The sequence below is a fragment of the Pseudomonas sp. DW-iso3 genome, assembly GCF_058725305.1.
Map to the genome: position 1 here is coordinate 389,951 of NZ_JBZXDZ010000004.1, position 18,742 is coordinate 408,692.

The 18,742-nt window shown below is 59.2% G+C and carries 22 protein-coding genes and 1 pseudogene; 16 read left to right on the forward strand and 7 right to left on the reverse strand.

All coding sequences use genetic code 11. The features are described from left to right. Positions 1–3: 3 nt before the first annotated feature. The 4 genes from AC4PS7_RS13835 to AC4PS7_RS13850 all read left to right on the forward strand — a co-directional run bounded on the left by AC4PS7_RS13835 (position 4) and on the right by AC4PS7_RS13850 (position 3,949). Positions 4–1,026, forward strand: coding sequence for an ABC transporter permease (locus AC4PS7_RS13835; protein WP_010211015.1), 1,023 nt, complete (start codon positions 4–6; stop codon positions 1,024–1,026). Positions 1,027–1,449: 423 nt separating this feature from the next. Further along, entirely contained in the window at positions 1,450–1,854 is a 405-nt protein-coding gene (locus AC4PS7_RS13840; RefSeq protein ID WP_003191666.1) for a TraR/DksA family transcriptional regulator, read from the forward strand. Positions 1,855–2,397: 543 nt separating this feature from the next. Further along, on the forward strand, positions 2,398–3,630 hold the full coding sequence (locus AC4PS7_RS13845) for a methyl-accepting chemotaxis protein (protein ID WP_373422412.1): 1,233 nt from the start codon (positions 2,398–2,400) through the stop codon (positions 3,628–3,630). A 115-nt stretch (positions 3,631–3,745) separates the two neighbouring features. Continuing rightward, positions 3,746–3,949 (forward strand): hypothetical protein, encoded by a 204-nt coding sequence (locus AC4PS7_RS13850; RefSeq protein WP_010211013.1) that lies wholly within the window; start codon positions 3,746–3,748, stop codon positions 3,947–3,949. Between the two features lie 6 nt (positions 3,950–3,955). On the opposite strand, the gene AC4PS7_RS13855 is transcribed toward AC4PS7_RS13850, so the two are convergent. The 3 genes from AC4PS7_RS13855 to AC4PS7_RS13865 form a co-directional block, all read right to left on the reverse strand. Next, positions 3,956–4,192 (reverse strand): DUF2789 domain-containing protein, encoded by a 237-nt coding sequence (locus tag AC4PS7_RS13855; protein WP_010211012.1) that lies wholly within the window; start codon positions 4,190–4,192, stop codon positions 3,956–3,958. A gap of 68 nt (positions 4,193–4,260) precedes the next feature. Then, positions 4,261–4,491 carry a hypothetical protein gene (locus AC4PS7_RS13860; RefSeq protein WP_010211011.1) on the reverse strand — a complete coding sequence of 77 codons (231 nt, stop codon included), beginning with the start codon at positions 4,489–4,491 and terminating at the stop codon, positions 4,261–4,263. 111 nt (positions 4,492–4,602) lie between these two features. Next, on the reverse strand, positions 4,603–4,878 hold the full coding sequence (locus AC4PS7_RS13865) for a hypothetical protein (RefSeq protein ID WP_021491717.1): 276 nt from the start codon (positions 4,876–4,878) through the stop codon (positions 4,603–4,605). Between the two features lie 415 nt (positions 4,879–5,293). Between AC4PS7_RS13865 and AC4PS7_RS13870 the strand changes: the two genes are divergently transcribed. Both AC4PS7_RS13870 and AC4PS7_RS13875 read left to right on the forward strand, forming a co-directional pair. Then, positions 5,294–5,743, forward strand: coding sequence for a hypothetical protein (locus AC4PS7_RS13870; RefSeq protein ID WP_010211009.1), 450 nt, complete (start codon positions 5,294–5,296; stop codon positions 5,741–5,743). A gap of 133 nt (positions 5,744–5,876) precedes the next feature. Then, the gene (locus tag AC4PS7_RS13875; RefSeq protein ID WP_021491715.1) at positions 5,877–6,893 is read left to right on the forward strand and encodes an ABC transporter substrate-binding protein; all 1,017 of its coding nucleotides are present in this window, start codon (positions 5,877–5,879) and stop codon (positions 6,891–6,893) included. Between the two features lie 91 nt (positions 6,894–6,984). Here AC4PS7_RS13875 and AC4PS7_RS13880 read toward each other — a convergent pair whose 3' ends face one another. Next, the gene (locus AC4PS7_RS13880) at positions 6,985–9,111 is read right to left on the reverse strand and encodes a TonB-dependent receptor (RefSeq protein WP_106119695.1); all 2,127 of its coding nucleotides are present in this window, start codon (positions 9,109–9,111) and stop codon (positions 6,985–6,987) included. A gap of 95 nt (positions 9,112–9,206) precedes the next feature. Then, a complete protein-coding gene (locus AC4PS7_RS13885; RefSeq protein ID WP_010211005.1) occupies positions 9,207–9,596 on the reverse strand; it encodes a DUF2946 domain-containing protein in 390 nt (129 codons plus the stop codon). A 93-nt stretch (positions 9,597–9,689) separates the two neighbouring features. Between AC4PS7_RS13885 and AC4PS7_RS13890 the strand changes: the two genes are divergently transcribed. From AC4PS7_RS13890 to AC4PS7_RS13910, 5 genes are all read left to right on the forward strand, one after another. After that, the gene (locus AC4PS7_RS13890) at positions 9,690–10,127 is read left to right on the forward strand and encodes a DUF3995 domain-containing protein (RefSeq protein WP_010211004.1); all 438 of its coding nucleotides are present in this window, start codon (positions 9,690–9,692) and stop codon (positions 10,125–10,127) included. An 899-nt stretch (positions 10,128–11,026) separates the two neighbouring features. Then, positions 11,027–13,528, forward strand: a complete 2,502-nt coding sequence (locus AC4PS7_RS13895; protein WP_492179497.1) for a TonB-dependent siderophore receptor — start codon at positions 11,027–11,029, stop codon at positions 13,526–13,528. 140 nt (positions 13,529–13,668) lie between these two features. After that, complete coding sequence (locus AC4PS7_RS13900; RefSeq protein WP_010211002.1) at positions 13,669–13,998, forward strand: hypothetical protein; 330 nt, start codon at positions 13,669–13,671, stop codon at positions 13,996–13,998. A 122-nt stretch (positions 13,999–14,120) separates the two neighbouring features. Further along, a complete protein-coding gene (locus AC4PS7_RS13905; RefSeq protein WP_021491712.1) occupies positions 14,121–14,567 on the forward strand; it encodes a GNAT family N-acetyltransferase in 447 nt (148 codons plus the stop codon). A gap of 4 nt (positions 14,568–14,571) precedes the next feature. Then, positions 14,572–14,811, forward strand: a complete 240-nt coding sequence (locus AC4PS7_RS13910) for a hypothetical protein (protein WP_010211000.1) — start codon at positions 14,572–14,574, stop codon at positions 14,809–14,811. Positions 14,812–15,080: 269 nt separating this feature from the next. On the opposite strand, the gene AC4PS7_RS13915 is transcribed toward AC4PS7_RS13910, so the two are convergent. After that, positions 15,081–16,025 (reverse strand): GGDEF domain-containing protein, encoded by a 945-nt coding sequence (locus tag AC4PS7_RS13915; RefSeq protein ID WP_021491711.1) that lies wholly within the window; start codon positions 16,023–16,025, stop codon positions 15,081–15,083. 249 nt (positions 16,026–16,274) lie between these two features. On the opposite strand from AC4PS7_RS13915, the gene AC4PS7_RS13920 reads away from it, so the two are divergent. Next, positions 16,275–16,523 (forward strand): DUF1652 domain-containing protein, encoded by a 249-nt coding sequence (locus tag AC4PS7_RS13920; protein WP_010210998.1) that lies wholly within the window; start codon positions 16,275–16,277, stop codon positions 16,521–16,523. Here AC4PS7_RS13920 and AC4PS7_RS13925 read toward each other — a convergent pair. After that, the gene (locus AC4PS7_RS13925; protein WP_010210997.1) at positions 16,520–16,660 is read right to left on the reverse strand and encodes a hypothetical protein; all 141 of its coding nucleotides are present in this window, start codon (positions 16,658–16,660) and stop codon (positions 16,520–16,522) included. The genes AC4PS7_RS13920 and AC4PS7_RS13925 overlap by 4 nt on opposite strands. Positions 16,661–16,873: 213 nt before the next feature. Here AC4PS7_RS13925 and AC4PS7_RS13930 point away from each other — a divergent pair, with 213 nt between their 5' ends. From AC4PS7_RS13930 to AC4PS7_RS13945, 4 genes and pseudogenes are all read left to right on the forward strand, one after another. Beyond that, positions 16,874–17,185 (forward strand): YXWGXW repeat-containing protein, encoded by a 312-nt coding sequence (locus AC4PS7_RS13930; RefSeq protein ID WP_021491709.1) that lies wholly within the window; start codon positions 16,874–16,876, stop codon positions 17,183–17,185. Between the two features lie 15 nt (positions 17,186–17,200). Next, positions 17,201–17,779 (forward strand): annotated as a pseudogene (locus AC4PS7_RS13935) (RNA polymerase sigma factor). Beyond that, on the forward strand, positions 17,776–18,207 hold the full coding sequence (locus AC4PS7_RS13940; protein WP_010210994.1) for a hypothetical protein: 432 nt from the start codon (positions 17,776–17,778) through the stop codon (positions 18,205–18,207). The pseudogene AC4PS7_RS13935 and the gene AC4PS7_RS13940 overlap by 4 nt, the downstream one beginning before the upstream one ends. Further along, positions 18,204–18,692, forward strand: a complete 489-nt coding sequence (locus tag AC4PS7_RS13945) for a periplasmic heavy metal sensor (protein WP_137206337.1) — start codon at positions 18,204–18,206, stop codon at positions 18,690–18,692. Before AC4PS7_RS13940 ends, AC4PS7_RS13945 begins: the two co-directional genes overlap by 4 nt. Positions 18,693–18,742 lie beyond the last annotated feature (50 nt).

Below are 18,742 nucleotides of genomic sequence, written 5' to 3' on the forward strand. Positions count from 1 at the left end.
GCTATGAACGCAATAACAGATAACAAACCCGCGACGGTACCCACCAAGAGTCGTCGACGCCTGCCCACCGAGCTGAGCATCTTCCTGGTGCTGATCGGCATCGGTCTGGTCTTCGAGCTGTTCGGCTGGATCGTGCGTGACCAGAGCTTCCTGATGAACTCCCAGCGCCTGGTGCTGATGATCCTGCAAGTGTCGATCATCGGCCTGCTGGCGATCGGCGTGACCCAAGTCATCATCACCACGGGTATTGATCTGTCCTCCGGCTCGGTGTTGGCGCTGTCGGCGATGATCGCGGCGAGTTTGGCACAGACTTCCGACTTCTCCCGTGCGGTGTTCCCGAGCCTGACCGACTTGCCGGTGTGGATCCCCGTGGCGATGGGGCTGGGTGTGGGACTGCTGGCGGGTGCGATCAACGGCAGCATCATCGCCGTCACCGGTATTCCGCCGTTCATTGCCACCCTCGGCATGATGGTCTCGGCCCGTGGCCTGGCGCGTTACTACACTGAAGGCCAGCCGGTGAGCATGCTTTCGGACTCGTACACGGCCATCGGCCATGGCGCGATGCCGGTGATCATCTTCCTGGTGGTGGCGGTGATCTTCCATATTGCGCTGCGTTACACCAAGTACGGCAAGTACACCTATGCGATTGGCGGCAACATGCAGGCCGCGCGTACCTCGGGGATCAACGTCAAGCGCCACCTGATCATCGTGTACAGCATCGCCGGTCTCCTGGCTGGTCTGGCGGGTGTGGTGGCCTCGGCACGTGCCGCGACCGGCCAGGCCGGCATGGGCATGTCTTATGAGCTGGATGCGATTGCTGCGGCAGTGATCGGCGGTACCAGCCTGGCGGGCGGGGTAGGGCGCATCACCGGCACCGTGATTGGCGCGCTGATCCTTGGGGTGATGGCCAGCGGGTTTACCTTTGTCGGCGTGGACGCGTACATCCAGGACATCATCAAGGGCCTGATCATTGTGGTGGCGGTGGTGATCGACCAATACCGCAACAAGCGCAAACTCAAACGCTGACTGAATTTCCTGTCTGACGCGAGACAAGGTGTGGGAGCGGGCTTGCTCGCGAATGCGGTGTATCAGTACCGGATGTGCTGACTGATACTCAGCATTCGCGAGCAAACCCGCTCCCACATGGGATCCCTCGTCGATCAGTTCTAACCGTTTGTCTTCTATATAGCTCCACAACACTGAATTTCTTGCTATAAACGCACTCCGATGACCATTCGCCGAGCCCGTCCTGGTGCTTTTGGGGGTTATCTCGGAAAAATTGCCTGTCTTTTCAGTTGCTGCGCCCTCAAGTCGGCCTTAGACTGCCGCCCCTCGTAAATTGAGTGCCGGGTGGCGCTTGAAATGGATGGCGCCCTTCCGAGACCTGCAAAGGTCGGCCGGAACGCTCCCTTATTCGCCTTAATGCACGTATTTTTTATAGAGAAATCAATGACAAAGGAAAAGTTGCTGGCCATGCCGGCGGATGACTACATGAATGCCGAACAGCACGCTTTTTTCGAGAAGTTGCTGCAAGACATGAAAGTGGAACACCACGAGCGCATTGAACAGAACCGTATCGCCATTGAAAGCCTGGACACCCCGGCCGATCCGGCCGACGCCGCTTCCGTGGAAGAAGAGCGTACCTGGCTGGTCAACGCCATCGACCGCGACCAGCGCATGCTGCCGCAACTTGAGCGCGCACTGGAGCGTATCAAGGAAGATTCCTTCGGCTGGTGCGATGACAGCGGCGAGCCTATCGGCCTCAAGCGCCTGCTGATCAGCCCGACCACCAAGTACTGCATCGAAGCGCAAGAGCGCCACGAGCAGATCGACAAGCATCAGCGCCAAGCCTGATGCGGTGAAGCGGGGGGCCGTCCTGCGGCTCCCCGGGAAAGACCCGTTACACCCCGTCTATTGATCTGCTGCAAGCTACCCCACTAAAGGCCCATGGATAATGGCCCGATAGTGGCGTTTAATGCAGCGACAATAATGACAAACAGTGGGGTAACGAAGATGGCTGGAGACGGATCTCTGATGGGCGCAGCAGTGTCACCGCAAGCGGTGGCGCGCGGGCTGCCCGGCTGGCTGACGCCACTGTTGCAGAGCGCCGCCCTGGTGTTAGTCCTGCTTGGCTTGGCGCTCGCCAGCCTGCCGCTCTACCTTTGCCTGCCACTGGCCCTGCTGGTGATCTGGCTGCCTCGCCTGAAAAGTCGCGCGCCTGCCAGCGCGCCTTCTGAGGTCGGCGATGGGATGGGCGAGTTGACTCGCGACCTGTCCTACACCACCAGCCATAACGCCCTGTCCGCAGCCGCGGTAGCCTATTCGGTCAAGCAACTGGCGGCTCGCCTGCAGTCCCAATTGGGCGCGGCCAAGCAGATTGTCAGCAGTGCCGAAGTGATGATCGGCACCGAAAAGCTCACCTCTCAACTCAGCCGCGACGCGCTGGGTGCCGCCAGCCAGGCCCATCAACGCAGCACTGAAGGCCGCGAAGTGCTGACCCAATCGATCACCCGCATGCATCAGCTCAGCCAGCGTGCCAACGCCAGTCGTGAGCTGATCGAAGCCTTGAGCCTGCGCAGCGAGGAAATCCAGCGGGTGACCCTGGTGATCCAGTCCATCGCCAGCCAGACCAACCTTTTGGCGCTTAACGCCGCGATCGAAGCGGCGCGGGCCGGTGAGCATGGGCGTGGGTTTGCGGTCGTCGCGGATGAGGTGCGCGGGTTGGCAGGGCGTACGGCCACGGCCACCGATGAAGTCGGCGTGATGGTCGCGGATATCCAGCAACGCACCGTCCAGGTGGTGGAGCAGATTCGTCAGCTCTCGACCGACTTGCAGACTGGCGTTGAACAGGTAGAGCACGCCGGCGAGCAGCTGCAAAACATCGCCAGGTTGTCCGCAGATGTGGAAGGCCAGGTGAATGAGATCGCCCAGGGCACTGACACCAATCGCACCCAGCTCGACAGCTTGTTCCATGCTGTTGAGCAGATGCGCAGCGACCTGGCCGTCAGCGACCAGCAAACCCGTCAGTTGGCCGATGCCGCCGTGCAGATGGAAGGGCAGGCCGAAACCATCAGCGAGCGTCTGGCGGAAGTAGGGCTGGATGATTATCACCAGCGCATCTATGACCTGGCCCGTGAAGGCGCCAGCCAGATTGCCGCGCAGTTCGAAGCCGATGTGCAGCAGAACCGCATCAGCCTGGATGATCTGTTTGACCGCAGCTACACGCTGATTGCCAATACCAGCCCGAGCAAATACCACACCCGGTTCGACGGCTACACCGACCAGGTGTTGCCGGCGATCCAGGAAGCGCTGTTGCCACGGCATGAAGGCTTGGTCTTCGCGATTGCCTGCACGCCGCAGGGCTATGTGCCGACGCACAACAAGGCGTTTTCCCACGCGCTGACCGGCGATGTTCAGGTGGATGCCGTGCAGAATCGCACCAAGCGCAAATTCGAAGACCGCACCGGGATCCGTTGTGGAAGCCACCAGCAGGCAGTCTTGCTGCAAACCTATACCCGCGATACCGGAGAGCTGATGCACGACCTGTCGGTGCCGATCATGGTCAAGGGTCGGCATTGGGGCGGCTTGCGGCTGGGCTATAAGCCCGAAGAGATGAAAGGCGGGCGCTAGGGATTATTGCTGTTTATGCAATGGAGCTATTCCGGGGATAGCTTTTTCCAACGCGAGGAAAACCGTAGCATGGCCAACATTGTTAGCCAGCTAACTAATGCTGCGGAGAAGCTCCATGCAAAACAAAGTCGATGTCGCCGTGATGATTGGCAGTGGCGTACCCCAAACCCTGCGTGCGCTGGGCCAGAAGGCCTGCTGGGTGGTGTTGCTCAACGGTGAGCAGCGCGGCACTGCCTTCGCCAGTCGTGATGAAGCTGAAGAGTGCAGGGCCGCCTGGCAGGCGCTGTTGCGCCTGGAGCAGTCGGACAGCCTGCATTGATTCGGCTTACTGCGATTGATGCAGGCGTTGATTCAGTTCATCCACAGGAATCGCCCATTCAGCGTCGTCGCGCAGCTCTTCCTTTAGAAAGGCAGCTTGCTGATCGGACCAGAACGGTGCATCGATCAGTTTCACGTCCTCAGGCAAAGGGTGCGCGACGATGAAGGCGTCGATGGCTTCCGGGGTTGAGTCCAGGCCCAATTGTTCAAACAGGGTTTCCAGGGTAGGGATTGGCGCGTCCATTTCGTTCTCCATGCAGGGTGGTCGTTATGCATGGGAGGGTTGTGGTGCAGCAGAGTTCTATCGGATTATCAGGAATTGAGTGCCCCGGAATCCACGGCGGCCTTCAGGGCCTTGGCGGATTCTTTTGCGGCGGTGGCCGCCGCGTCGACGGTTTTGAACCAACGGTCTTTTTCCACCTGGTGGGTGGTGACGGTGGTCAGCGGTGGCTTGGCCCGCATGATGATCACTGCTTGGAACTCTCCGTCTACTTCCCTCGCGTCGCCATGGATGAAAAATTCGCCGATATCAAATTCCGTCACGTAGAGCCTTCCCTTGGAGATAACTGCACTGGAGAAACCTGGGCCCGCAGGGCACAAACTTCAGTGGACGGGCCAGTATGGCAGTTGTTGCGGGTCGGCGGCGCAGTTAAGTTATCGGGCGGACGAAACGACCGCTCCATGAGGTGCTTGCAACTGGGCTTCAAGTTTCTTGGCCAGTTCGCAGGCCTTGACATGGCCGCTGCGAAAGCCTTTTATTCGGCCGCTGAGCACTTCACGGATGTGGAAGAAGTTTTTGCCGGCAGGTACGACTTGGAAAAGAACCGAATCCGAGTAACCCTCGAAGCCGCCCAAGCAGTAGTATTGAGCCTCGCCCTGAGATGATGGACGGGTGTGCGAAGACATTGCATTGTAGGTTGATCGTTGCATGGCCTGCTCCTTTCGATCGATCCGGTTGACTTGATTGCAACGTTTTGGGTGGTTTTGATCGGTGCTGCTGTTTTAGTATTGTCGTCGGCGATCTTCGCCCGGTTCCATGACAGCGTGTTTATTTGTGTTTGCTTGTCGGAAAACTGCATTTTTAATTGGGTTATTCTCTGAAGTTGGTCGGCCCGTATTCTCGGGCCGTTGAACCTGTGATCTCCTGTGGTGCCTGATGACCTTGCACAAGGTCCATCGCGTACGTCCGTACTAGTCTTGCGGCGCGACAGTGGGTTCTTCTTCAGTTTTTTAAAGAATGAGTGATGGGATCGTGCCGTAATGGCCGTTTTTTTGTGCTGCCCGCTCTGGCGGGCGGCGCTCTTTTTGATGTGGGGGCGTTTCCTTGGCAGTCAGTAATCTGGATATGCACGCGTTGTTCGTGCTGGGTGATTTGCGCGCAAAGTTGGTCAAGCAGTTTCAATCCCGTTTCGTTTACATCACAGAGCAGACGCCGGAAGGTATCTACATCGCCGAGATCGATACCGAGGCAGCGATGGTCGTGGATGACAAGCCGCGTCTGGAGCTCAAAGTGGGCGATCACTTCCGCGCAGCGGTATTGCCCAGCCGTGAAGGTGGCAAGTTCGAACTGAAGTTCCGCGACATCAAGTTGACCGTCTACGGCCTGGGCGACTACGCCTTTGTGTCGTCGGCCGAAGGCCATGGCATCGTGTTCAAGGAAGGCCACAGCGTGATGCTGGTGTTTGCCGCCAACGAGCAGCTGCAAGAAGGCCTGACCAAGACCCTGAAAGCCGTGACCGGCAAAGCCGCCAAATGGCGCAAGGGTGAACTGGTGACGTTCAAGGCCAGCGAATAAGCATAAAATTCCGCGAACACCCGCTATCTCCCGGAACCTCTACTACAGTTGAGTTGACTTAACTATTCAGAGGCTTCGCGCTTACGTAGCAAAGCCGTCCGCTGTCTGCTGCGATATCGCGAGGTGCAAGGGCATGAAAGGATTGAAAACACTGTTGGCGGCCTCCCTGACGACGCTGGGGCTGTCAGTGGCGGCATTGCCGGTGTCGGCCGCCGAGGCCCCGGTGCATTTTGCCGACCTGAACTGGGAAAGCGGCAGCCTGATCACCGAAGTGTTGCGGGTGATCGTCGAGAAGGGATACGACCTGCCCACCGATACATTGCCTGGCACCACCATCACCCTGGAAACCGCCCTGGCGAAGAACGACATCCAAGTGATCGGTGAAGAATGGGCGGGCCGCAGCCCGGTGTGGGTCAAGGCCGAAGCCGAAGGCAAAGTGGTCGGCCTGGGCGATACGGTCAAAGGCGCAACCGAAGGCTGGTGGGTGCCGGAATACGTGGTCAAGGGCGACCCTGCCAAGGGCATCAAGCCCCTCGCGCCGGAGCTCAAGAGCGTGAAGGACTTGGCGCGCTACAAGGATGTGTTCAAGGACCCGGAATCTCCAGGCAAGGGGCGCTTTCTCAACAGCCCCATCGGCTGGACCTCGGAAGTGGTCAACAAACAGAAGCTCAAGGCCTACGGTTTGGACGACAGCTATGTGAACTTCCGCAGCGGCTCGGGCGCGGCACTGGACGCCGAGATCGCCTCATCGATCCGCCGGGGCAAGCCCGTGTTGTTTTACTACTGGTCGCCGACGCCGCTGATGGGGCGCTACAAGTTGATCCAGTTGGAAGAGCCGCCGTTTGATGCCGAGGCGTGGAAGACCCTGACGGATGCGGATAACCCGAATCCAAAACCTACGCGGTCGTTGGCCTCCAAGCTGAGCATCGGCGTCTCGACGCCGTTCCAGAAGGAACACCCGCAGATTGCCCAGTTCTTCGAGAAGGTCGAGTTTCCGATTGAGCCGCTGAACAAAGCCTTGGCGACCATGAGTGAAAATCACACGGCGCCACGGGAAGTGGCCCAGGTGTTTCTGAAGGAACATCCGCAGGTGTGGAAGGCTTGGTTGACAGAAGATGTGGCACAGAAGGTTGAAGCCAGCCTGAAATAACCGTGCGCATGTACTGTAGGAGCCCGGCTTGCCGGCGATGGCGTTCTATCGGACGCCATCGTCGGCAAGCCGGGCTCCTGCGTTCAAGTGTTTAGAACCTGGTTTGTACTGCCAGCTCGAATGTCCTTGGCGCACCAAGGTAGTAAGCCGGCGACACATGGGCAAACTCGGCATACACCTCATTCGTCAAATTGCGTACCCGGCCCGTCACCGAGGTGTGCGAGTCCACTTTATAGCGCAGGAACGTGCCGAACAGCGTGTAGGCCGGCACTGTCTGGGTGTTGGCATTATCTGCATACACCTCGGCCACATAACGCGCATCCACGCCCCCTTGCCAATCTTCGGCAAAATCATAGGTCAGCCACAGGTTGCCCACGCGCTTGGGCACGTTGGTTGGCGTATTGCCTTTGCGCGAGACCACCGCGCCACTGGCGATTTTCTCGTTGAAGTCGTCGTACTCGGCGTCGACCCACGCGAAGTTACCCTCCGCCAGCAACCTTGGCGTGATGCGTAACGAACTGGCCAACTCGATGCCTTTGGATGACTGCGCGCCGACCGGAATACTGTTGGTCGGGTCCTGCGGGTCGGTCACGGCAAAATCCTTACGCTCGATCGTGTAAGCGGCCACGGTGGCCGAGCCTCGGCCGTCCAGGTAGTCGAATTTGCTGCCCACTTCCCACTGTTTGCCCGTCGAGACATCAAACACCTGCGTGGTGGTGTTCGGCTGCTCGGCGGCCGTGCTGTATTGCACATACACGTTGGCCGATGGGATGAACTGGTAAGTCAGGCCGACGCGACCGGTCACCGGTTCCCAGCTGCGCTTGAAGTGGCGGGGATTGGTGGCGGTGATCGCACGGTGGTTGGTGACATCCAGGTCGATAGCGTCGTAACGCAGGCCGGTGAGCAGCGAGAGTTTATCCGTGAGCCCCAGCCGGTTCTCCACGAATAACGCCTGGGTGGTGACCTCGTTGGTCTTGTCCTTGCCGAACTTCTCACGGGTTCGCGGGATGTCGTAGAAGTGCCCGGGGTTGTAGTTGTTCGGGTCCACGCTGCTGTTGCCCGGCACATTCAGCGGGGTGTTGGTGGTGCTATTGACCTTGTACTCGAAACCACCGGACCAGGTGGTCGACAGGCCGAAAAGGCTGTTGTCGTGGCGCAGCTCGAACTGGTTGCCGTTCTGTTCGCCCTGATGGCGCACTTGGTAGGCCGTCGAACGGTTCACCGCACTGTTGTCGGCGTTGTACTGGTAGGTTTCCAGGTTGCGGTAGTCGCGCTGGCTGTCCAAGTGGTAGAGGGTGTTTTTCAGAGTGGTGCTGTCGTTGAGGCGGTAGTCGATGATCGAACGCGCCCAGATCGTGCGCTGCTCATAGCGACCGTCGGAAACGTTGTAGTTGTTGAAACGGTTGTGCTTGTCGATCTTCAGCTCGCCCACTTTGGGGTTGAGCACCGGTGTGCCCCAGTAAGGGCTGTCTTCATGCTCATCCTGGTATTCCAGCGCCAGGGTATGCGACAGGTTGGGCGTGAGGTCACTGAGCAGGGAGAACGCCAGGCTCCAGGCCTCGCGTTGGTCGCGATCGATGTAGCTATGATTAGTGTTGCGGCTCACGTCCAGGCGCGCGTAGTGCTGCACATCGGCGCCGGGTTCGGTCAGGGCGTGATTGACGCCAAACGCCATGCCGGCGGTGTCATAGCTGCCATAGGTGAGCTGGCCTTCGGCCGCCTGCTCTTCGCGGGTGGCCAGTTTGGTCACGTAGTTGAGCGAACCTCCCACCGAACCGGCACCGTTGATCAAGGAGGAGGGGCCGCCTACCAGCTCTACCCGGTCGTAGATCCACGCATCCACTGGTCGGGCCAGGCCGGTCGCGACATTGATTCCGTTGAACATCTGGGTGATCTGGCTGCTGGTAAAGCCGCGGTAGGAGACAAAACCGCCAAATCCTGGCGGGGCGCTGGCATTCACGCCAGGCAAGGTGTTGGCTGCGTCGCGGAAGGTCTTGGCGCCGTGGCGTTCGATGTCATTGCGGTTGGCGATAGCCACCGACGCCGGGGTTTCGCGCACACTCAAGCCCAAGCGCGAGGCCATTCCACTGGATTGGTCCAAGGCCAGGCCAGGCTCGGCGGTTTGTTCGCCATCAATGGTGGTCGGGGCCAACTCAAGGGCCCAGGCACAGACAGGCAGGCAGCCGAACAGGCCCGCCAACAGGGGTAAATGTTTCATGGTTGAATCCTGAAAAACTTGGCTTGAAAACAACGCACAGCCGCCCGTACATCCTTGCGGAAACGGTGGTCAGTGCAGATTGGAAAGCGAAGGGATCAGGCGAAAGCAGGCGGTGCGCGCGGATTAGCCGCAGGCCAGGTGAAGCGGGCAGGGATGTCAGCAGACAGGACAATGGCCGGCGGTGGTGCATGGGGCTGTGGCAACACCGCCACATTCAGGCTGGAACTCAGCGCCGGGCCCATGCCACCGGTGGAACACAGCGGGCAACCAAAGGCCTTGGACAGCGTCGGCAGGTTCTCTTCAGTCGAGTTGGACGGCTTGGGCGCCTGAGTACGCGGGTCCACCGTACAAAACTGACCGCCGATGCCATTGAGCTGCATCCCGACCATCTGCCCGTGACCGATACTGCAGGCGAACACATTGAACAGGACGCAGCAATAGAGCATCCAGGCAATGAGCGAGCGGTCGGCACGGGCGATTTTCATGGGGCGGCACTTTACCATCAGCCGCCGACGAAATGCCTGCAAAAAATCTCAGGACGACTATCCTGTTTCGCACCTTTTCAGGGAGAGCCAGCCATGAGCTTCGTTGTCGCACGATGGATTGTCGGGGTGTTTACCTGCATCAGCATGGTCCACCTGTACTGGGCCGCCGGCGGCAAACTCGGCAGCCTCGCCGCCATCCCCCAGCTGCCCGGCGAATTCGCCAGCGGCCCAAAACCGGCCTTCAAGCCCTCGGCGCTGGGGACATTCCTGGTGGCGATGGGGCTGGTGGCCATTGCGCTGCTGGTGTGCCTGCGGGCCGGATTGTACTTCTCGGCGGTGTCCCATGGGGCGTTGCAATGGGGCATCAGCGCAATTGCGGTGGTGATGTTCGCCAGGGCGATTGGGGATTCGGAGTTGGTGGGGTTTTTCAAGAAAGTCGGTGGGTCGCGGTTTGCGAGGTTGGATACGTATTTTTATTCGCCGTTGTGTTTGGTGTTGGGGGCAGGGTTGTTGGTGGTGGCGTGGGGGTGAGGGGCTGATTGCTCGTCAGGATGGGCAGTCGTTATTAAAGGTTGAATGAAGTACAAGTTGGACATCGAATCGGGCATTTTCTTGGCTTTTCCTCGTTTCAGATACGCGCCGAATTCATGCGCCACGTACTCTTTTCGGTATGTTTTTTTTGCGGTAGCTCACAGGCGTCAATATATAATCGCCAAAGGTCAAATTCGTCGACCTTATCGCCAGGGCTTTAATCAAAGTTGATACATAGGTCAGACAGGTAAACCCAACAACGAATGCCATGCAATTCGTAGGTCACGTCATTGGCGACAGCGCCTCGCCGCAAAATGTTCTTGGGGCACCATAACCCACGCATTTTTTTGGTTTCGAACGATCGCTTGAGGCATTCCGTTGCTTTCCCTACTTGCCTCAGACATTCCGATATAAGAGTTTCTAGTGTGTAGATTTGGATTGTGCCAGCCCTTCCAGTCTTAGGCATTGTCTTCATTTGGAGCAGTGAGCATCTAACTAAAGATCGCTAGGGTATGTTCTGACTCATTGTTTCTACCATTAGGTCATGTTTGGTTTTTGTTAAGCAGTGATTTTCGTATTGATTTTTTAAAGTCTTCAATTGTCCCGTCGTCAAGGTGGCTCATTTTTTTTGCAAACCTTTTAGTTAACGTAATCAGCATTTTTTCGTTTCCTTCAAAATGTAAAGCGGGGACCATTTTCTTTAGGAAGAGCGGTTAATACATTCAGAAAGGGCCGACTGAACACGGGGAAAAACCACTAAAAACCAACCCAAAGGCTACACAAAAAAGCGACAAAACTGATTGCAGCGCGGCAGAGCAAATAAAAATCGCTCTCATCCTTGCCCGATTTTCCGACCTGGCCGTCATGGTTAATAGAACCTCCCTTACGCAGGATTTCCCATGTCGCGCCTTGCTCGTCCCTTGCACCCACTGGCCTTGTCAGTGGCGATGGCTTTTGCCGCCGTGCCGTTGCTAACCGTCCAGTCCACCCATGCCGAAGAGAGCAGCAGCGCTGTGGGCCGCTTCTCGATTCCAGCCGGTGATTTGAGCCAGGCACTCAATAGCCTGGCCGAGCAGGCGGGCCTGGTGCTGGCGTTTGATGCAAGCCTGACGCGTGGCAAACGCAGCCAGGGGCTAAGTGGGCAATACGACACCGACGTGGCGCTGACCCAATTGCTTTCCGGCAGCGGCTTGCAAGCCTTGAAGCTCTCCGCCGACCGCTACCGCCTGGAAGCCATCCCGGATAACGGCGGGGCCATGGAGCTGCAGGCCACCACCATCAGCGGCGCGTACCAGGCTGAGAGCCCGACCGGGCAGGTGTCCGGTTATGTGGCCACGCGCAGTTTGTCGGGCACCAAGACCGACACCGCGTTGATCGAAACGCCGCAGTCGATCTCCATCGTCACCAAAGACCAGATGCGCGCGCAAAACGCCGAGAGCCTCAACCAGATCCTGCGCTATAGCGCTGCCGTTATCCCGGAGACCCGTGGCGCCACCGCATCGCGCCTGGACCAGTTGACCATCCGGGGGTTCTCGCCGGCGACCTACCTCGACGGCCTGCGCATGCCCTCAAGCCGTGATGCCTTGCCGCAGAAAGACGCCTTTGACCTGGAGCGCGTGGAAGTGCTGCGCGGCCCGGCGTCGGTGCTGTACGGGCAGGGTACGCCGAGCGGCGTGATCAACATGGTCAGCAAGCGTCCTTTGGATACGCCGTTTCATGAAGTGGGTGTGGAGTACGGCACCTTCAACAAGAAGCGTACGACCTTCGACTTGAGTGGCCCAATGGACGACCAGGGCGTGTACTCCTACCGCGTGGCCGGGCTTTTCGACGACGCCGATGGTCAGGTCGAGCACACTGAGACGCGCCGACAGTCACTGTCCAGCGCCCTCACCTGGCGCCCGGACGACGCAACCTCGTTGACCCTGCTCGGGCATTTCCAGAAGGATCCCAAAGGTGCGTCCTACGGCTCGGTGCCGGCCTGGGGGTCGGTGCTGCACAGCCCGACCGGGCGCAGTATCGATGTGGATTTCTACGACGGTGAAAAAAACTTCGAGAAAAGTGACCGCGAGTACTACAGCATCGGCTGGGCGTTCGAGCATCACTTCGATGACGTGTGGACCGTGCGCCAGAATGCGCGTTACCTGCGCAGCGAAGGCCAGTACCGCAGCCTCTACAGCAACTACCTGATGGCGGATTACCGCACCATCCGCCGCTCGACCATCGCCAGCGATGTCGACCTGGATGCCTATACCCTCGACAACCAGGTGCAGGCCAAATTCGACACCGGCCCGTTGCAGCACACCCTGCTGATGGGGCTCGATTACCAGAACACCAGCACCGACACCCTGTCCGGTTCTGGTGTATACACAGCGGGCCCGACCCTGGATATTTTCAATCCGGTCTATGGCACGGCCGTGCCGGTGCCGGCCTACACCACCGACGGCACCTCGCGCAGCGAGCAGACCGGCGTGTACCTGCAAGAACAGATGAAGTGGGACAAATGGGTATTGCTGCTGGGCGGTCGCTACGACTGGGCCAGTACCGATAACAGCACCCAGACCCTCAGCAGCGGGGCAAAGAGCAAATCCTCTCTGGACAGCAAAGCCTTCACCGGTCGCATCGGCCTGGTCTACCTCTTCGACAATGGCCTGGCACCGTATGCCAGCTACGCGGAGTCGTTCAACCCGCAGTCAGGCACCGGCTACGGCGGTTCGGTGTTCAAGCCGACCGAAGGCAAGCAGTATGAAATCGGCATCAAGTACCAACCACCAGGCAGCAACAGCTTTATCACTGCGGCGATCTTCGACCTACGCCAGACCAATGTGCTGACCACCGACCCAGACCCGACTCACCTGTGCGGCACCGGACGCTGCCAGAGCCAGGACGGCGAAGTGCAATCCCGAGGCTTTGAACTGGAGGGCAAAGCCAGCCTCAACGACAACCTGGACATCACCGCGGCCTATGCTTATCTGGATAACCGCATCAGCAAGTCCAACAACACCGTGCGGTATGCACCCATCAGCGACATCGGCGTAGGCCCGGCCATCGCCGCCGAAGGCACCACCACCTACGGCGTGCCGCGTCACACTGCCTCGGCGTGGGCTGACTACACCGTCCACGATGGCAAACTCAAGGGCTTCGGCGTCGGTGCGGGGGCGCGGTATGTCGGCTCGTCCTGGGGGGATACCGCCAACACCCTGAAGGTCCCGGGCTACACCCTGTTCGATGCGGCGGTGCACTACGACATTCCGAACATCGCCCGCCTGAAGGACAACCTGCGCCTGGCGCTCAATGCCACCAACCTGGCGAATAAAGAGTATGTCGCGTCCTGCTACTCCTATTCGTGGTGCTGGTATGGCTCGCAGCGCACCGTGCAGGCGAGCGCGACCTACCAATGGTGAAGTGAGGGCTGTTCAACGGCCTGACTGCCCGCTGCGGCAGCTAGCTGAAACATTGCGCAATAAGGCAATTTAATGGCCCCTTTGTAACAAAATCCTCGCCAGAATCGCTTTTATTTTCAAGTGGTTAGGTGAGGATGCAAATGCGCACTGTTGGATTCATGCTGATCGCCTGTTCCCTGGCCGGCGGCGCGGCTGCCGTGCAGGCTCGGGAGCTGCGCGAGGGGGACAAGTACATGTGCAGCTGGGGCGCCGGCACCGCCGCCAGGGCCCAGGAGCTCAAGCTGTCGGGCGTGTCGCTTTACGCGGCGCGGCAGAAGATCCAGACCATGAAATTCAACAAATCCTGGATGCGCATGATGGCCATGGGCATCACCGAACAAACCTACGACAGCCGTTCACGGCTTAAGCCCGAAGCGATTCGGCAGGGCTTCTACCAGGATTGCGTGCGCTACAAAGTCGCACGCAAATGACGGCTTAATGTGACAGCGGCGAGCTGGCATCAGGGCGAGGCCCTGTAGGCCGTTTTACAAATCCACGACATTCACTGCGTTTCTATTTGCCTACAATTGCGTCCTCTATTAGGGAGGCCAGTATGCAAACGCTAATCCGCGTAGCGACGCAGGACGATGTCGACACGGTCTTCACCATTCGCACCTCGGTGGTGCAAAACCATTTGAGTACCGAGCAAATGGCCGATCTGGGTATCACGCCGCAGGTGCTGGCCGACAGCATCCGCGCGGCGCCCTGCGTCTGGATCGCCGAGGTGGATGGTCAGCCCGCCGCCTTTGCCATGGTCGACCTGGCCGAAGGCGAGGTGTTCGCAATGTTCGTGCACCCGACTTACGAGAATCTGGGCCTGGGCCGTCAACTGATGGCGGTGGCCGAGGCTGCGTTATTTGAACGCCACGACCGCTTGTTCCTGATCACCGACGGCCGCGACGGCATCCGTGCCAACGGGTTTTATCAGCGGTTAGGCTGGAGCGTGGTCGGCCCAGTGGACGGCGATGATGTGCGTTATGAGAAGAGCAGGGCGCAGTAACGTCATGAACGCACCAGAGCCGGCATCGTCCAACAGCTTTCGCTACTTTGTGCTCGGCGTGCTCTGCGCCGCGGTGTTGCTGGGAATCTATTTTGTGCGGCTCAACGCCGAGGTTGACCGCGAAAGGGAAGCGGCCAATGAACGCTTGGCACTGTGCCGGCAAGTGCAAAGTGTGGGGCGTTCGGTAATGCCAGGCAGCCCCGAACCGCAGGAAGTTTGCAAGTCGTTGAATGGCACGCCGTGATAATCGAATAGCCCTTTTTTATAAGTGGAAATAGGGTGGGTAGTTGCACCAAAAAGTGGCACTTATAGACCTCGCTACCTTAAAAAATGTGTGGTTATTGAATGACTTACAGCGTTTTTAATCCGACGAAAGGATTAAAATAATCTTGTTGCGGCTTTTTACAATCGTTACTATAGCCGGGCGTTCACCTCCCACGGTTTATGCATTTTTAAATCCCAAGTTTCCATCAGCTACTTGGGATTTTTTTTGCCTGCAATTTGACCTTCGCGTCAGACTTCACTGTCAGCGAACTCCGCGCGCATCCGCCCATTGCGTTTGGCCTGGTACAACAACTTGTCGACCTCTTCGACAAATCCCAGCATCGGGCTGTCGGGTTTCACGATGCACGTGCCGACGCCCAGACTCAGGGTCAGCAGGTTCGACACCGCCGAAAAACCATGCTCGATCTGCTGCTGGCGAATCAGGTGCAAGCAACGCTGCGCCACCTGCCGGGCGGATTGCGCATCGGTTTCCGGCAGCAGCCACACAAACTCTTCACCACCGATACGCGCAATGAAATCCCGTGGCCGGTTAGCCGCCTGGGACAGGGTATGTGCAACCTGGCGCAGGCATTCGTCGCCTTTGATATGGCCGTAGTGGTCGTTGTACTGCTTGAAAAAATCGATATCCAGAATGATTAACGAAAGCGGTAGCTGGCTGCGCTGGGCGCTGGTCCATTCGCGCTCCAACACGGTGTCGAACATGCGCCGATTGCCAATGCCGGTCAGGCCGTCCTGGTAGGAATATTCTTCCAGTTGTTTTTGCAGGCGCAGCAGGTGCTCTTCGGTCTTCTTGCGTTCGCTGATATCGAACATGAACCCGATCAGCGCTTCGACTTCGCCGTCCTTGCGCACCACGTGCACCACATCGCGAATCCACACGTAGTCGCCATTCACCGTCAGCGCGCGATAATCCGCCTCGTGGTCCACGCCTGCGCGGGATTGCGACACACAGAAATTCACCACGTATTCACGATCATCCGGGTGCATGCGCTCGACCCAGTCGTCCACGCTGACCCAACTCTGCGGGGGCCAGCCCAGCAGGGTTTCGATCTGCGGGCCGATATAGTTGAAGGTCATGGTTTGCCAATCGATGCGCCAGGGAATGGCCTTGGTCGACTCCAGCAAGGTCTTGTACACATCGCTGTCGGGCTGGCTCGGCGGGTCGATGCTCATGGTGGTTTTGCTCAAAGTGATGGCCAAAGGCCAACAGCGTCTTGTGATCGACGCGCCGAGTCAAGCGCTCGCCGGAGCAGCAGACGAGAGGTCGAAAAGACGGGTTTTCTGGCGTCAGTGATTCGGCGTTTTCAGGGCGAAATGAGGCCCGGCTAACACTTTTGCATGGATGCTTTCATGCCCTGCAGAACCTCATCTACGCTGTCTCTATCTCAATGACCGGGTGAGGCCCGGGGATGGGGACTTGTCATGATTTCATTCGTTGAATTCAACCGCATCATGGCTTCGGGTTTCCTGCCGCTGGCGTGCGATTGCACCTTGAACAGCGACGGCTCGTTGCGCATCAGCATCTTCGAGCCAGTGTCGGGCCGGGTTGATTTGCTGCTGACCGGCGTGTCCCCTGACGGTTTGGATAGCATCCGTTCCATCTCAAACCTGATTGGCGAGTTGCGCACCGAGATCAAGGCCGGGCGCCGTGGTTTTGCGGCGGTTGGCTAGCCGTTGACGCTGTGGGTCGGCGTATCGAGCGCGCCGTAATAGCGCCAGCAGCAATGGCGGTGTTCCGGCACGATCACGCAGCCGCTGAGGCTGACGATCAGCAATGCGGCAATCAGCAGGTAAAGTCGGCGGGACATGGTGTTTCCTCTTCGGTTGATCAGCGTTAATCCTTCAACGTCGCCATCTGCGTAAATCCGTCGCGAAGCTTTCAAACATTTCATCAAGCCCCTTCATCCCCTGGGCAATACTGCCTGCGTAAATAATCCGCGCGTCCTGCGACGGATTTTTCGACTTGCCCCGTTCAACCCATCAGCAACCGGCACTTTCGCTCGTTGCATGAAGGAGTTGCCATGAGACCCCTGGCCACAGTGCGCTTTGCCTTGCTTGCTCCGCTGACACTCGCCGCGTTTGTCAGCACCTCGGTGTTTGCCCAGACCGAAATCATCATCCGCCAGGCGCCGCCACCGGAGCGTGTGGAAATGGTTCCCGTGGAGCGACCGGGCTACGCCTGGGACCGTGGCCATTGGCGCTGGGAAGGGCGCGGCTATGGCTGGGTGCCAGGCCACTGGCAGCCGGTGATGCGCAATGCGCGTTGGGCGCCCGGCCATTGGGAGGCCCACGGTCCGAACTGGTACTGGCGCGAAGGGCATTGGATCCGCTGACCGAGAATTGCCCGATTGAAAGACTCTGATCCGGACGTTGAACTGCTCGTACGTATCGGCAACAACGACCCTGCGGCCGTCAACGAAATGGTGACGCGCAAACTGCCGCGTCTGCTGGCGCTCGCCAGCCGGATCCTGGGGGATGCCGACGAAGCCAAGGACGTGGCCCAGGAAAGCTTCCTGCGCATCTGGCGCCAGGCGGCGAGTTGGCGCAGTGGCGAGGCGCGTTTCGACACCTGGCTGCATCGGGTGGCGCTCAACCTGTGCCATGACCGGTTGCGTCGGCGCAAGCAACGTCCTTTGTCCGAGGAGGAGGTGCTGGAGCTGGCGGACAGCGCAGCGCCTCTGGATGAGCAATTGGAAAGCGCCGACCGCAGCGCACGCATGGCCGCCGCCTTGGCCGCTTTGCCCGAGCGCCAGCGCGAGGCGATTGTGTTGCAGTAGTACCAGGAGCTGTCGAACATCGACGCCGCGGCCCTGATGAACATCAGCGTCGAGGCACTGGAGAGCCTGCTGTCGCGGGCCCGACGCCAGTTGCGCAGCCAACTTGCCGATACATCCGGGCTTGCCCGCCCAGGAAGGGGAACATCATGACACCTGAACGATTTGCTTATCTGGCCGACGCCTATGGGGCCGACCTACAGCGTTGGCCTGTGGCTGAACGCGGCGCCGCCCAGGAGCTGCTCGACAGCGCTAACGCCAGTGCCCGTGAAGCGTTGAATCAGGCCGGTTGGCTCGACGCCGAACTGGACAGCCATCAACTGGCCTTGACCGACCCGGCGCTGGCTCGGCAGATCCGTCAGTCGGTGCCGCGTCGCGCGTCGTTCTGGTCGCGCTACGCCGGTTGGTTGTCACCGGCAGGGCTGGTGGGCGCCGGCATTGCGGGTGTCGTCACCGGCATGCTGGTGGCGTCCATGAGCGTGCCATTGCCATGGGTGTCCGCCGAGGTATTGCCCAGTGTGTTTGACCAGGGCGATGCGCAAGTCATCTTTACCGTCAACGCCGAGGAAGCCGAGCAATGAGCGCCCAATCCCTGAAACCGTGGCTGCTGGTCTCGGTATTGCTCAATGTGTTCTTGATCGGCGGGCTGGCTGGTGGTCTTTACCACTGGATAGCCAGCACCCAACCTGCCGAAGTGGTGGTCAACCAGCATGGGTTGCGTCAGGCCATGGTCAAGTTATCGCCGGAGCGGCGCAGGGAATTGCGCCAACTGTTGCGTCATAACACCGCCGATAGCCAGCCGCTGATCATGGCCGGGCGTGCGGCGCGCCTGAGGGTAATCAAGCAGATGGAAGCGCCGACGCTGGATCGGGGAGCGTTGACCACCGAACTGGCCGAGGCCCGCGAAGCCGATATGGCGCTTCGTGCATTGGTGGATAGCACGCTGGCGCAGTTTGCCAGCACCTTGGCGCAGGACGAGCGGCAAAAGCTGGTGGAAGCGTTGTACCAGCGTGGGCAAGGGAGGCCCAAAGGCAAGCTCAACGCGCCAGCAATGGAATCAAAGTAGCAGGCAAAAAAATCCCGCCTGGAGAGGCGGGATCGGGCTTCAGGCGTGCC

Excerpts from the sequence above, each read along its gene's own strand:
- AC4PS7_RS13915 (WP_021491711.1), bottom strand. The coding sequence starts at position 16,025 with ATGAGCATCGACCCGCCGAGCCAGCCCGACAGCGATGTGTACAAGACC.
- AC4PS7_RS13875 (WP_021491715.1), top strand. The coding sequence starts at position 5,877 with ATGAAAGGATTGAAAACACTGTTGGCGGCCTCCCTGACGACGCTGGGG.
- AC4PS7_RS13905 (WP_021491712.1), top strand. The coding sequence starts at position 14,121 with ATGCAAACGCTAATCCGCGTAGCGACGCAGGACGATGTCGACACGGTC.
- AC4PS7_RS13940 (WP_010210994.1), top strand. The coding sequence starts at position 17,776 with ATGACACCTGAACGATTTGCTTATCTGGCCGACGCCTATGGGGCCGAC.
- AC4PS7_RS13945 (WP_137206337.1), top strand. The coding sequence starts at position 18,204 with ATGAGCGCCCAATCCCTGAAACCGTGGCTGCTGGTCTCGGTATTGCTC.
- AC4PS7_RS13835 (WP_010211015.1), top strand. The coding sequence starts at position 4 with ATGAACGCAATAACAGATAACAAACCCGCGACGGTACCCACCAAGAGT.
- AC4PS7_RS13845 (WP_373422412.1), top strand. The coding sequence starts at position 2,398 with ATGATCGGCACCGAAAAGCTCACCTCTCAACTCAGCCGCGACGCGCTG.
- AC4PS7_RS13900 (WP_010211002.1), top strand. The coding sequence starts at position 13,669 with ATGCGCACTGTTGGATTCATGCTGATCGCCTGTTCCCTGGCCGGCGGC.
- AC4PS7_RS13895 (WP_492179497.1), top strand. The coding sequence starts at position 11,027 with ATGTCGCGCCTTGCTCGTCCCTTGCACCCACTGGCCTTGTCAGTGGCG.
- AC4PS7_RS13850 (WP_010211013.1), top strand. The coding sequence starts at position 3,746 with ATGCAAAACAAAGTCGATGTCGCCGTGATGATTGGCAGTGGCGTACCC.
- AC4PS7_RS13925 (WP_010210997.1), bottom strand. The coding sequence starts at position 16,660 with ATGTCCCGCCGACTTTACCTGCTGATTGCCGCATTGCTGATCGTCAGC.
- AC4PS7_RS13930 (WP_021491709.1), top strand. The coding sequence starts at position 16,874 with ATGAGACCCCTGGCCACAGTGCGCTTTGCCTTGCTTGCTCCGCTGACA.
- AC4PS7_RS13910 (WP_010211000.1), top strand. The coding sequence starts at position 14,572 with ATGAACGCACCAGAGCCGGCATCGTCCAACAGCTTTCGCTACTTTGTG.
- AC4PS7_RS13885 (WP_010211005.1), bottom strand. The coding sequence starts at position 9,596 with ATGAAAATCGCCCGTGCCGACCGCTCGCTCATTGCCTGGATGCTCTAT.
- AC4PS7_RS13880 (WP_106119695.1), bottom strand. The coding sequence starts at position 9,111 with ATGAAACATTTACCCCTGTTGGCGGGCCTGTTCGGCTGCCTGCCTGTC.
- AC4PS7_RS13840 (WP_003191666.1), top strand. The coding sequence starts at position 1,450 with ATGACAAAGGAAAAGTTGCTGGCCATGCCGGCGGATGACTACATGAAT.
- AC4PS7_RS13920 (WP_010210998.1), top strand. The coding sequence starts at position 16,275 with ATGATTTCATTCGTTGAATTCAACCGCATCATGGCTTCGGGTTTCCTG.
- AC4PS7_RS13870 (WP_010211009.1), top strand. The coding sequence starts at position 5,294 with ATGCACGCGTTGTTCGTGCTGGGTGATTTGCGCGCAAAGTTGGTCAAG.
- AC4PS7_RS13890 (WP_010211004.1), top strand. The coding sequence starts at position 9,690 with ATGAGCTTCGTTGTCGCACGATGGATTGTCGGGGTGTTTACCTGCATC.
- AC4PS7_RS13855 (WP_010211012.1), bottom strand. The coding sequence starts at position 4,192 with ATGGACGCGCCAATCCCTACCCTGGAAACCCTGTTTGAACAATTGGGC.
- AC4PS7_RS13865 (WP_021491717.1), bottom strand. The coding sequence starts at position 4,878 with ATGCAACGATCAACCTACAATGCAATGTCTTCGCACACCCGTCCATCA.